Here is an 11,884-nt window from a genome sequence, read left to right as displayed (position 1 = left end):
CTCAAAAAGGGCCACACCTGGCCCCAAGACTTAATAATTGTTTTGTGTTTTTTCACTATCTTTGGCTGATTGTTGCTTTTCTTCGTATTCTTTTCTTGTTAATACATCAACAACATCTACATTCACTGTCACAACATCAAGACCGGTCATTTCCTTAACATTTTGACTAACAGCCCTTTGGATATCATTGAAAATTTGACGAGCATTCTTGCCATATTCTATAATAACATCTAGGTTAATTTTCGCTTCCTTTTGGCCAACTTCAACATTTACACCAGCAGTTTTCCTATCGTTAGATCCAAAAAACGAACCAATAGAGTCAGCAATATTTCCCTTCATATCTAGGATACCGTCTACATTATTAATGGCAATTCTAGCAATTTTTGCAACAACCTTATCTTCGATAATTAATTTTGACTCTTCGTAGGCTAGTTCCCTACCATCGTTAAGGTCTTTTTTTACTTCTTTATTGATATTATCTGTCATGACTTTCTCCTTAATTTAAAATTTTCCTAATTATTTGAATCACTCTTCCATCCCTATCAAAATAAGCTCCAACTATATAGCCTATCGCCATAACCACCCATATTCCCAAGGTCTTGAAAAAACCAAAGTTAAATAGGCAGACTAGGGTTAAAAGGCTAATAAAAAGCGAATTTACCTTGCCCTTATTTTCTCTATAGAAGTTAAGAAAAGATGCCTTGTTTTTTTCCTTAATATCAAGTTTTCTCATCTCAACATCTGCCATACTAGGGTCTGTGTTTTTCTTAATATCTTCCATTGCGTCTGTCTTCTACTTCTTTCTTATCAATCTTTAAATCAAGCCTTATATCGGTTATTTCAGTGAAATCTGTTAGGCTTTTAAGTATATCTGCCCTAATTTTTTCAGAAAGGGCTTATATATCTTCATTTCCAAAATAATCTACAAGGGCCTTTGCTTCTATCCTTTGATTTTCAATAATGATAGCCTTAGTCTTTACGCATTTCACATCAAAAAACTTGTCAATAGTTTTTTCCATAAGAGCTTGTAAGGATTTTCTAGTAAGGAGTATGCTTCCTCTTTCGTCTTCCAAAATAAGATCATAGCCCCTATTGGAATTTTGCTTGAGAGTGACAAGGATTACGATAGAAAATACAATCAAAATCACGCCAAGGCTAAGGAAAAATCCCTTTACAAAGACTACATTTGATAATAAATCATCAAGGAAACCAAGTTCCACAGCTGTAAGAGGAAGGCTATTTATATCAATTCCTACTAGCAAAAACAAGGCCCCCAAGAGGACTAATACTATTAACATGAAAGAATAAATAAATTTCATTATTTTTCCCATACAAGTCTCCTTAACTAATTAATACCCTGAATAAAATCTCTCAATCATTCTTCAAGTTCCATATTCAAATTGAGCCATTCTTCATCAAGGTCATCCCTCATGTCTTCTAGGTCTTTCATTTCCCTAAAGACTTCAGCTACCCTCGCCTGATTATCATAAAAACCTTCAGCCAAACTTTCTTTGGTTAGGTCTTTAATCTTTTTATCAATCTCTTCCATATTTTTTTCGATTGACTTTATTTTATTTTTTATGGCCTTGATTTCGTCTCTCTTAAGCTTTTCTTTTTTTCTTTCTTTTTTAATTTGAGTCTTGGTAACTGTGGTCTTTTCTTCCTCAGTCAGATTCATTTCCTTAAGTTTTTCCTGGTAATAATCATAATTGCCAAGGTAAAGGTCCATCCCATCTTTTTTCATGTCTAAAATTTTGGTTGCAATCTTATTTAAAAAATACCTGTCGTGGGAAATTATTAAACAAGTGCCTTCAAAATCCAGGATAGCATCTTCTAATATTTCCTTACTATCAATGTCTAAGTGATTAGTTGGTTCGTCCATCAAAATGAAATTACAATCAGAAATCATTAGCTTTAGGAGGGAGATTCTAGCCCTTTCCCCTCCAGATAATTCAGAAATTTCCCTAAAAACATCTGTATCGTAAAACATAAATTTAGCTAGGTAGGACCTAATTTCAAAGTTGGTTAACATTGGAAAAGCATCTCTAATCTCATCAAAGATTGTATTTTCGAGATTTAGTGATTTTTGTTCCTGGTCAAAATAACCCACATTTACAGATTCGCCCATCTTAGCTTTTCCCCCATCTTGGAAGAGTTCGCCAAGGACAATCTTAAATAGGGTGGTCTTTCCAACTCCATTATCTCCGATAATAGCTGCTCTTTCGTTCCTATATATATCAAAGGAAATATTTTTAAAAATTTCCCTATCATCAAAGGACATCCTCAAATCTTCGACCTTCAAAACATCCATTCCCGATTGGATTCTAGGGGTGAATTTAAGGTTCATGGTGTCAGATAATTCTATTGGCTTTTCGATTCTTTCCATCTTGTCTAAAAGTTTTTGCCTAGACCTTGATTGGGAAATACCTCTTTTTCTTTTTGACCCACCCAAATTTTTGAGCCTGTCGATTATTTCTTCTTGTCTTTCGATTTCTTTTTGTTGGCTCTTATATTGGTGGATTCTAACTTCCCTATCTTTTTTCCTCTTTTCCATGAAAACCGTGTAGTTTCCAGAATAAGTAGATAATTTGCCATATTCTAGGACCATCATCCTATTTACTGTAGCATCCAAAAAATACCTATCATGGGAAATGATTATGGCTGTTCCCTTGTAATTTTTGATGAAAGTTTCTAGAAAATTTATGGCCTTTATATCCAGGTGGTTGGTTGGCTCATCGAGTAATAATAAGTCTGGTTTTTCTAATAAAAGCCCAGCAAGTTCTACCCTTGCTTTTTGCCCACCTGATAGGTCAGAAATTTTCTTATTGAAATCCTCCTTAGCAAATCCCATGGCTGAAAGTGTACCTTCGAGTTCACTTTCTATGGCATAGCCATTTTCGCTATGGTAGCTTTCAGATTTTCTTGTGTATTCATCCATGATTGCGGCAAGCTTATCAGGGTCTGTTTCTGTGCTCATCTTTTTTTCGAGATCCCTTATCTCAGCTTCAAGCTGAATTAGACCTTCAAATACTGATAGGCAATAATCATAGATAGTCATATCAGAATCAAGGCTTAGGATTTGTTCCAAATATCCAACTTTTACATCTTGGGGGATAAAAATCTTCCCATCGTCTGGGCGGAGCCTACCTGTTAGGATATTAAAAAGGGTAGACTTGCCAGCACCGTTTAGTCCAACTAGTCCTGCCTTATCCCCCTTTTCTAAATTGAAACTTAATCCATCAAATATTGTCTTATTTGGATAAGACTTGGCTAAGTTCGATACGTTAAGTACATTCATTTAAAATATAAAATCCTCTGGAGAATTCATAAAATATGTCAAGGTAAATAATGATTCATCAAGGTGGACAGATTCAATAACAGTGCCATTTGATACCTTTAGGTCAACTGGTGAGAAGTTCCAAATCCCTCTTACTCCTCCTTCACATAATAAATCTGCCACTTCTTGTGCCGCTTGTTTTGGTGTGGCAATGATTCCTATATCTATCTTGTTATTAGCCAAAAACTCAGGGAGATCCTTTATATCCCTTACCTTTAAATCATGATTTGATAAATTCTTAGGTTCCTTATCAAAAACTGCCTGAAACTCATAGCCAAGATCCCCAAAAGATTTATATTGATAAAGGGCATGACCAATATTACCATAACCAATAAGAATTATTTTATAGCTCTTATCAACACCTATAATTTTGGATAATTCATCAATGAGCTCTTTTACATTATAGCCATAACCTTGTTGGCCAAAGCAACCAAAATGATTCAAATCCTGCCTAATTTGGCTGGCTGTAAGGCCAGTTATATCTGATAGCTCTTTAGATGAGACCCTAATTATTCCCTTTTCATTTATACTTTCTAAATACCTGTAGTACTTAGGAAGTCTTTTGATTACAGACAAAGAAATATTTTGTTTAGTCATAAATTAAATCTCCGATTCTTGTTCATCTCCATCATTTAAGATATGAGAATTTAGTATCTTCCTATCCTCATCGCTTAGACTGTCATCTTTCCTATCAATCTCAGCAATTATACTATCTAACTTTTCATCCCTAATTTTTCTTAACTCTTCTTCACTAAGTTTAACTGGTTCTTCTACTTCTTTTTTTTCTCTAAGAGAAATAACATTTATAAGATGTAGAAAATACACAACAACCAAGCACGAATAAAATATTAATTGGTTGTAGGCTATAAAGAAATCGTTATTAATCACAATTTTCCTTGGAAGCACCCTTACAAAAATTGCCAAGGCTGATAGGCCATGGATTGATAAAAATGCAAAGGCTATGCTAGTTACAATCGCTATTAGAATCGAAAAACCCCTAGCTTTTTTATTTAGTAGTACATCAAATGAGTAGCCAAGCATGGCTACCCATGATGTTAAAAACGAAACATACCAGGCTAGGCTTAAAACCCAGCTTCCAGAGAATCTTTGTGAAATAGTTAAGAGAAATAAGATTATGATTAGAAAGACTAATATTTTACTAATTCTTCTTTCAACCTTATTTTCCATAGCCACTCCTATTTTTTAGACTTATACCTCTTTTGAGCATCAAGAATTTTCTTCCTAATCCTTAGGTTGTGAGGGGTGATTTCTATCAATTCGTCTTCCTCGACAAATTCCATCATTTCTTCTACGCTCATCTTTTTAGCAGGTGTGAGGATAATTGCATCATCGTTACCACTTGCTCTGGTATTGGTCATTTTTTTCTTTTTGCAAATATTTACGTCAATATCAAGTCCCTTAGCATTTGAACCTACTATTAAGCCTTCGTAGATTTCTTCGCCAGGTTCGATAAATAATTGGCCCCTAGATTGGGCAGCATTTAGACCGTAAGCTGTTGCAAGTCCTTTTTCTGTAGCTATAAGGCTTCCTAGAGGTCTTCTTTCAAGATCTCCCTTGTACTTGTCATAGCCTTCAAATTCTGTATTTAAAATACCTGTACCCTTTGTATCGGTCATAAATTCTGTCCTATAACCAATTAGGCCCCTCGCAGGTATCCTAAATATCAATCTGGTATAACCTGAAGCAGATGGGTGCATATCAATCATTTCACCCTTCCTACGTCCCAGTTTTTCTATAACTGAACCTGTATATATCTGGTCAACATCTACAGTTGCAAGTTCAATTGGCTCAAGTTTTTTGCCATTTTCGTCAGTTTTAAACATTACTTCTGGTTTTGAAACTTGGAATTCATAGCCTTCTCTTCTTAAGTTTTCAATTAGTACAGATAGGTGAAGTTCACCCCTGCCTGAAACCTTGAAAGCTTCGGTAGTTTCTGTTGGTTCAACCCTGAGAGAAACATCTGTTTCCGCTTCCTTAAATAACCTATCTCTTATATGTCTACTTGTGACATATTTTCCATCACGACCTGCAAATGGTGAATCATTTACAGAGAAAGTCATGGAAAGGGTTGGTTCAGAAATCTTTGTAAATTCGATTGGTTCATGGTCATTTTCTGTACCGATAGTATCACCAATGCCAATATCTTCCATACCAGAAATAGCCACTATGGAACCAAACTTAGATTCTTCAACCTCGACCCTATTTAAACCGTCAAATTCATAGATGGTTACGACTTTAGACTTAACCAGCCTATCTGGTTCGTTATAATTTGTGATAATTGCTGGAGCATTTTTCCTAATTGTACCACATTCTACCTTACCAATGGCAATGGTGCCCAAATATTCATTGTAATCTGTAGTTGAAACTAAAACCTTAAAGTCATCTGTATCTGGTGCTTCAAAGGCTGGAGTATATTCGATTATAGTATCAAGTAGGTCTGTCATGTCTTCCTTTACGACACCCTTTTCAGAGCTAGCCCAACCTTGTTTAGCTGAGGCATAGACAAAAGGACTTTCAAGGTAAGACTCATCTGCATTTAAGGAAATAAATAAGTCTATGATTTCATCTTCAACTTCATCTATCCTTTGGTCAGGTCTATCTACCTTATTGATACAAATTATAGCTGGAAGTCCCAATTCAATTGCCTTTTTAAGTACAAACTTAGTTTGTGGCATAGGACCTTCGTGGCTATCTACTACAAGTACAACAGATTCTGCCATATTTAACACCCTTTCCACTTCTCCACCAAAATCGGCGTGGCCAGGAGTGTCAATAATATTAATCTTCATTCCCTTATAAGATACAGCAGTATTTTTTGCAAGGATTGTAATTCCTCTTTCCTTTTCAATGGTATCAGAATCCATAACCCTTTCTTTTACCGCTTCATTTTCTCTAAATAAACCTGATGTTTTAAGTAGACCATCTACAAGTGTTGTTTTTCCGTGATCTACGTGGGCAATTATTGCTACATTTCTAACATCTTCTCTAATCATTAAATCCTTCTTTCATGCTAACAAATTCTATCAATATATTATACCTAATGTGAATTAATTATCAATAAATGGCAAATAAAAACACCCCCTAAAGGATGTTGTCAAGAATATCGTATGAGGCAAGCGATGGTATTGTTGTTTATAATTACCTTATCTGAGAGTTTTTTTACAAGGTCAATTCCCCTGCCAGACTCTGAAAATTTTTCCCTATCCTGACATGGATTTATACCAGTACCCTGGTCCTTAACCTTGATTATTAGGTAAGTCTTATCAAAAACTATAGAAATTTCTATAAACCTTGTCTTATCTTTTTTGTTGCCATGCTTATAGGAATTTGCAGTAAGTTCATCCAAGATTAGCCTTAGTCTAAAGATTTGATTTTCTTCATAAAATCGTGATTGAAGGATATCTATGAACTTGTCTCTAAATTTTTTTATATCTTTTAGGTCAGAATGTATGACCGTTCTAATTATCTCCATCTCTAGCTCCTAAGAAATTAATACCCCTTTTTCTATTTTCCTACCATTTTCATCTTTTCCCAATTTCTTTAGACTTATTCTAAAATTTCCTGTTTAAAATTTCGAATCTGTGGTATAATATAAACATAGTAGATTATGAAAGGAGACAATTTTAATGAAATACGTATGTACAGCATGTGGATACATTTACGATCCAGCTGAAGGTGATGTTGATAACGGTATTGAAGCCGGTACAGAATTTGCTGATCTTCCAGAGGATTGGGTATGCCCAGTTTGTGGTGTTGGCAAAGATATGTTCGAAGCTGAATAATAAAAAAAATTTAGAGGCCTTTGGGCCTCTTTTATTTTGCAATTATTTATTTTCATTTTTTTCTTTATTTCTAATAACAATCCCTATTGCCACAACCAAAGCGATTACAAATATTAACGCAATGATTACAATTGGATTTGATAGGAAAAACATATCCTGGTCTTCCTTATCATTTGTTGGATTTAGGGCAAGAATTTGGCTCCTATCTTCATCTTCATCTTCCTTATCAGGTTTTACCTCAAGGAGAATTTTTTTCTTTTTTTCTGGTAGGTCATCATTAGTTTCAGGATTTGATGAATTTGGAGTACTAGATACAGCTTGATTCTCCTTTATAGAATTAATCTTAGCTGCCGCTTCATTTTCAAACTTTTTTCTCTGCTTGTCTGTAGTTGCAGTTTGGATTTTTTGGTTGTAATCCTTAATAACTGCTTCTGTTTTTTCGCTTACGTCTTTTGTATTAACCTTGGCTTTATTATCGGTATTTATAGTTGTTTGCATATCTGACAAAGCCCTGGATAGGTTAGAATTTTTATCCAACTTCAAAACCAAGTCATCAACTACCTTATCAATCTTTTCTGCTTCTGGATTTGGAGCTTTTTCAGTAGCTGGTGCCTCTCTTTTATCCTTGTAAGCAGAATCCTCTTTTTTTGAATCTACAGGCTCTGATTTATTTTCTGCTTTTGTTTCTTCTTTTTTAGCCGATTCTTTTGGATTTTCTTCTAGCTTAGAAACCGGAACTGGTTTCTCAGTTACTATTATCTTCTCTCCAGCCTTCTGAGGCGTACCTTCTTTTACTTGTTGATCATCTGATGCAAAACTAGTGAAGCTTAGGTTAAAAGTTAAAAAACTTATTAGAATTATATTTATAATTTTTCGCATCTTTAATCACCTTCCTACCAAGATTTTACCCGAATGAAAGCATTTAGACAATTATTCTCCACTATCTAAGCTATCATCTGACGAATACCAACCCTTGCCAATTATAGATGATGTATTTAATATAGTAATAAAAGAATATGGGTCGATTTTTTTAATAAAAGACCTAAACTTAGCCGATTCAAAAGTGCTTGTCACGCAAAAGAAAACAGATATATTAGTCCCCTTGTAAAGACCTCTTGCATCAACAATTGTAGCTGACCTATTCAATTCCTTCTTTATAAAGTTTCCTATTTCTTCAGTCTTGGATGTTATTATTATAAATAATTTGGCAGTATTCATTGACCCTATTATCATATCAACAAATATTCCCTTCATCATAAGACCCAAAATTGAGAACAAACCAATTTCTATTCCGAATATTTTTATAGAAGCAATAGTAAATAAAGAATCCACAACAAGAAGTGATTTGCCTACCTCAAGAGATGTGTATTTTTTCATTATCATAGCGATAATATCTGTACCACCAGATGAGGCTGCTAGATTAAATAAAATTGCAGAACCTACTGACGACATAAGTAGGGTGAAAATTAATTCAAGCATCTTGTTATCTGTAAGCGAGCCGTGGATTGGAAAAATCTTATCCAAAAGAAGGGCTGTCACCGAGTTTAGGATGGCTACATATCCTGTCCTAATTGTAAATTTCTTGCCAATCACAAAAAATCCTATTACAAGCAAAACTATGTTATAAAATAGGGTCAACTGTGGACGATTAAAGGGTACAAACATTGAAGTAATAATACTCATACCCTCTACTCCACCTATAACAAAAGAGTTGGGGTATTTAAAAAAGTGAGTACCACATGCCATAAGAATGGCAGCAAAGCTCATCCAAAAAAGCTTATACTCCCTAGTTTTGACATTGCGTTCATCAATATTTCTAATCTGCGGGTTACTTTGTTGACCAAGGTCAATAGACTCATCAGTTTTCAATTCTACTCTCCATCTTTATAAAATTTACAATTAAATGTATGTATCAATTATACAATGAACCAACTTTTATGCTAGTCTCCTAGCCAAAGTTGGTTCATTTTTTCAACTATTTATTTTTAATTAATCATTTGAATAATTATCAAAGTATCCTTGGATTAGAATAATAGGTGTTCCCTTATCTCCAGATCCTGAAATCAAGTCAGATAGTGAACCTAAAAGGTCTGTAATCTGTCTAGGTGTTGTACCTAATCTCTTATTAGAGTCGGTATTTTTATCCTTATTTCTAACCAATCTCTTAAATTCTTCTGCAGCTTCTTCGCTAGAAAGGTCTGACAAATCATTATCTGCTACATATTTTAATTTAAGTTCGTTTGGTGTTCCTGTAAGACCACTTGTAAATCCTGGTGAAACAACAGGGTCTGCAAGTTCCCAAATGTGACCAACTGGATCTTTGAAAGCTCCATCGCCATAAACCATAACCTCAACATGTTTGCCAGTTTCTGCGATAAGTCTCTTTTGAATCTTCTCAACAAATTCTTGGGCATTTCTTGGGAATAGTTTTACAACATTACCTGTAGAAAGATTTGAGCCTAGTAAGCCATAATCAGGGTTAAAACCTGAACCATCAACAGACTCTGTAAGAATCTCATCAAGTTTCAAAACTTTTTTAGCTCCAGCTTCTACAAGTTGTCTTTTTACTATATTTCTTGTATGAATAGAAGCAACTAAAATATTATCTGTAAACTTAAGAGCATCTACTGGATTATTTAAGAAGTGAATTTCAGAATTTTTAGCAATTTCACCATAAAATTCTGGATAATCCATCTCAGTAAAGATGTGCTTATAATCTCCAGCAACTTTTCTAAACTCTTCAAGGCTTAATACATCAGTATAAGCATTTACATCTGAATTGAAAAGGTCCATCTCATCCATAACAAGGTTACCAACCTCATCTGATGGATAAGATAAGCAGATGTGAAGTTTTTTACCTGATAAAGCGAAAGCCTTAAGTAGGATTGAGAATCTATTCCTTGAAAGGATTGGAAAAAGAATCGCAACCTCATCGTTATCAAACTTATTTGCAAAATCCTTAGCAATTTGCTCAATTGAAGCATAATTACCTTGGCTTCTAGCAAGAAGTGACTCAGTAACAGCAACAACGTCCCTATCACGAAGTTTAACTTCTTCTTTAGCTACTTTTTCAACAATATCACCGACAATTTGTACTAAATCGTCACCTTTTTTTACAATTGGTGCCCTAAGGCCCATTGCAACAGTTCCTATTAATCTTGGCATTTATTTCTCCCCTTTCAACCAAATTATACAACCATATTTTAAAAAAATAAACACTAAAATGCAAAAAGTTTTAAATTAATTTATATTCCTAAAAAAACTAAAAAATGCTAAAAGTTTAGCTCTTAGCATCGAATTTTTCCTTACATTTTGGGCATCTAACCTTGATTTTCCCCTTATTTTTAGGGATTCTTAGCCTTTGACCACAAGAAGGACAAGAAATATACTTAAAACCATCATCCTTAGACTTATCCTTGTGATCCTTCCCAAAAATGCCCTTAATCGGATCAATAACACTTTCAAGAAAAATTTGATTTTCCTGACTTCTCTTAAGAATATTTGTAGACATAGTCCTAAAAATAGCATAAATCACAATAAAAGAAGAAATGCCATTTAAAAGAGTAGACTTAATAAAATAAGCCACAAGCACTGCCACAATAGCAATCCAAACTAAAAATATCCCATACTCATCAATACCGTATTTTTTCTGCACCTAATCACCTACCAAACTATTCATAACCTCAGCAATATCACCCTTTATAATATAATCAGCAAGGCTATCACGAGGTGTAGTATCCTTATTAATCAAAACTAACTTATTACCCCTATAAAAATCAATAAGACCCGCCGCAGGATAAACCACAAGACTAGTTCCACCGACAATCAAAACATCCGCCTGAGCAATCAAATTAATCGCATAGGAAATATTATTCTGGTCAAGCCCCTCGCCATAAAGAACGATATCAGGCCTAACAACACCACCACATACATCGCAATGAGCCTCAGCCGGGAATTTCTTCACATAAGCCAAGTCAAAATTCTTGTGGCAATCCACGCAATAATAATCCCTCAAATTTCCATGGAGCTCAATAACATTTTTGCTCCCCGCTTCTTGGTGAAGACCATCCACATTTTGGGTAATCACAGCCTTAAGCTTGCCCATTTTCTCAAGCTTCGCCAAGGCGTAATGAGCCTTATTAGGCCTAATCCCATCAAGCATCAAATTTTCCTTACAATAAGTCATAAACTCATCAGGATGGTTGACGAAAAATTCATGGCTAAGCATATATTCAGGAGAATACTTAGAATCGTTCTTCCTATTATATAAGCCTGTCGCAGACCTAAAATCTGGCACACCAGAGGCAGTCGAAACTCCAGCCCCACCAAAAAATACAATATTATTAGAATCGTTGATAATTTTTTTAACTTCAATAAGATTATCCATAAAATTCCTTCCTATCTACTATCATTATAATCTTTATAAGAATACTTACAAGACATCAGTCAATAGATTTTACAAAACAAAAAAGATGTGGTATTATATTCGTAGACCTTTTTGTGAAAAAAAGTAAAAGCAAAAAGAAATTCAAAGAAAAAACAAAAAATATTTGACAAAGGATTATTTATATAGTATATTATAATAGTCAGTGACGACGGGGTGTGGCGCAGCTTGGTAGCGCGCGTGTTTTGGGAACATGAGGTCGAAGGTTCGAATCCTTTCACCCCGACCATAGATTAACAACCAACTAGGTTGTTTTTTTATTGTCCTAAAAAATTAATAGCTTTTATACAAATCAGCAAC

At 34.5% G+C, this 11,884-nt stretch carries 14 protein-coding genes and 1 tRNA gene; 2 read left to right on the top strand and 13 right to left on the bottom strand.

Annotation, left to right across the window (positions count from 1 at the left end):
* Positions 1-30: 30 nt before the first annotated feature.
* The 8 genes from RQ907_RS04990 to RQ907_RS04955 form a co-directional block, all read right to left on the bottom strand.
* Positions 31-486, bottom strand: coding sequence for an Asp23/Gls24 family envelope stress response protein (locus RQ907_RS04990; RefSeq protein WP_311492285.1), 456 nt, complete (start codon positions 484-486; stop codon positions 31-33).
* A 10-nt stretch (positions 487-496) separates the two neighbouring features.
* On the bottom strand, positions 497-781 hold the full coding sequence (locus RQ907_RS04985) for a DUF2273 domain-containing protein (protein WP_311492284.1): 285 nt from the start codon (positions 779-781) through the stop codon (positions 497-499).
* A 115-nt stretch (positions 782-896) separates the two neighbouring features.
* Complete coding sequence (locus RQ907_RS04980; RefSeq protein ID WP_311492283.1) at positions 897-1,331, bottom strand: hypothetical protein; 435 nt, start codon at positions 1,329-1,331, stop codon at positions 897-899.
* A gap of 44 nt (positions 1,332-1,375) precedes the next feature.
* Positions 1,376-3,298 (bottom strand): ribosomal protection-like ABC-F family protein, encoded by a 1,923-nt coding sequence (gene abc-f, locus RQ907_RS04975; RefSeq protein ID WP_311492282.1) that lies wholly within the window; start codon positions 3,296-3,298, stop codon positions 1,376-1,378.
* The gene (locus tag RQ907_RS04970) at positions 3,299-3,934 is read right to left on the bottom strand and encodes a redox-sensing transcriptional repressor Rex (RefSeq protein ID WP_311492281.1); all 636 of its coding nucleotides are present in this window, start codon (positions 3,932-3,934) and stop codon (positions 3,299-3,301) included.
* Between the two features lie 3 nt (positions 3,935-3,937).
* Positions 3,938-4,525: a hypothetical protein gene (locus tag RQ907_RS04965; RefSeq protein ID WP_311492280.1), complete on the bottom strand. Its 588-nt coding sequence runs from the start codon at positions 4,523-4,525 to the stop codon at positions 3,938-3,940.
* A gap of 8 nt (positions 4,526-4,533) precedes the next feature.
* Positions 4,534-6,351: a translational GTPase TypA gene (gene typA, locus RQ907_RS04960; protein ID WP_311492279.1), complete on the bottom strand. Its 1,818-nt coding sequence runs from the start codon at positions 6,349-6,351 to the stop codon at positions 4,534-4,536.
* Positions 6,352-6,452: 101 nt separating this feature from the next.
* A complete protein-coding gene (locus tag RQ907_RS04955; protein ID WP_311492278.1) occupies positions 6,453-6,830 on the bottom strand; it encodes an ATP-binding protein in 378 nt (125 codons plus the stop codon).
* Between the two features lie 154 nt (positions 6,831-6,984).
* Here RQ907_RS04955 and rd point away from each other — a divergent pair, with 154 nt between their 5' ends.
* Positions 6,985-7,140 (top strand): rubredoxin, encoded by a 156-nt coding sequence (gene rd, locus RQ907_RS04950; protein ID WP_004828001.1) that lies wholly within the window; start codon positions 6,985-6,987, stop codon positions 7,138-7,140.
* A 42-nt stretch (positions 7,141-7,182) separates the two neighbouring features.
* Here rd and RQ907_RS04945 read toward each other — a convergent pair whose 3' ends face one another.
* From RQ907_RS04945 to RQ907_RS04925, 5 genes are all read right to left on the bottom strand, one after another.
* Positions 7,183-8,019 (bottom strand): hypothetical protein, encoded by an 837-nt coding sequence (locus tag RQ907_RS04945; RefSeq protein ID WP_311492277.1) that lies wholly within the window; start codon positions 8,017-8,019, stop codon positions 7,183-7,185.
* Between the two features lie 51 nt (positions 8,020-8,070).
* Positions 8,071-9,009: a YitT family protein gene (locus RQ907_RS04940; protein ID WP_311492276.1), complete on the bottom strand. Its 939-nt coding sequence runs from the start codon at positions 9,007-9,009 to the stop codon at positions 8,071-8,073.
* 120 nt (positions 9,010-9,129) lie between these two features.
* Positions 9,130-10,305: a coenzyme F420-0:L-glutamate ligase gene (locus tag RQ907_RS04935; protein WP_311492275.1), complete on the bottom strand. Its 1,176-nt coding sequence runs from the start codon at positions 10,303-10,305 to the stop codon at positions 9,130-9,132.
* 115 nt (positions 10,306-10,420) lie between these two features.
* Positions 10,421-10,795 (bottom strand): hypothetical protein, encoded by a 375-nt coding sequence (locus tag RQ907_RS04930; RefSeq protein WP_311492274.1) that lies wholly within the window; start codon positions 10,793-10,795, stop codon positions 10,421-10,423.
* The gene (locus RQ907_RS04925) at positions 10,796-11,527 is read right to left on the bottom strand and encodes an NAD-dependent protein deacylase (RefSeq protein ID WP_311492273.1); all 732 of its coding nucleotides are present in this window, start codon (positions 11,525-11,527) and stop codon (positions 10,796-10,798) included.
* A gap of 209 nt (positions 11,528-11,736) precedes the next feature.
* Here RQ907_RS04925 and RQ907_RS04920 point away from each other — a divergent pair.
* Positions 11,737-11,813 (top strand) — tRNA-Pro (locus RQ907_RS04920).
* Positions 11,814-11,884: the final 71 nt, after the last annotated feature.

Origin of the sequence: uncultured Anaerococcus sp., from assembly GCF_963510575.1 — a bacterium.
Taxonomy (GTDB): domain Bacteria; phylum Bacillota; class Clostridia; order Tissierellales; family Peptoniphilaceae; genus Anaerococcus.
This window is presented reverse-complemented; position numbering and strand designations above follow the sequence as displayed.

Coding starts and splice junctions, on each gene's coding strand:
- RQ907_RS04980 (WP_311492283.1), bottom strand. CDS start 1,331: ATGGGAAAAATAATGAAATTTATTTATTCTTTCATGTTAATAGTATTA.
- RQ907_RS04970 (WP_311492281.1), bottom strand. CDS start 3,934: ATGACTAAACAAAATATTTCTTTGTCTGTAATCAAAAGACTTCCTAAG.
- RQ907_RS04990 (WP_311492285.1), bottom strand. CDS start 486: ATGACAGATAATATCAATAAAGAAGTAAAAAAAGACCTTAACGATGGT.
- RQ907_RS04945 (WP_311492277.1), bottom strand. CDS start 8,019: ATGCGAAAAATTATAAATATAATTCTAATAAGTTTTTTAACTTTTAAC.
- RQ907_RS04965 (WP_311492280.1), bottom strand. CDS start 4,525: ATGGAAAATAAGGTTGAAAGAAGAATTAGTAAAATATTAGTCTTTCTA.
- rd (WP_004828001.1), top strand. CDS start 6,985: ATGAAATACGTATGTACAGCATGTGGATACATTTACGATCCAGCTGAA.
- RQ907_RS04985 (WP_311492284.1), bottom strand. CDS start 781: ATGGAAGATATTAAGAAAAACACAGACCCTAGTATGGCAGATGTTGAG.
- RQ907_RS04935 (WP_311492275.1), bottom strand. CDS start 10,305: ATGCCAAGATTAATAGGAACTGTTGCAATGGGCCTTAGGGCACCAATT.
- RQ907_RS04925 (WP_311492273.1), bottom strand. CDS start 11,527: ATGGATAATCTTATTGAAGTTAAAAAAATTATCAACGATTCTAATAAT.
- typA (WP_311492279.1), bottom strand. CDS start 6,351: ATGATTAGAGAAGATGTTAGAAATGTAGCAATAATTGCCCACGTAGAT.
- RQ907_RS04955 (WP_311492278.1), bottom strand. CDS start 6,830: ATGGAGATAATTAGAACGGTCATACATTCTGACCTAAAAGATATAAAA.
- abc-f (WP_311492282.1), bottom strand. CDS start 3,298: ATGAATGTACTTAACGTATCGAACTTAGCCAAGTCTTATCCAAATAAG.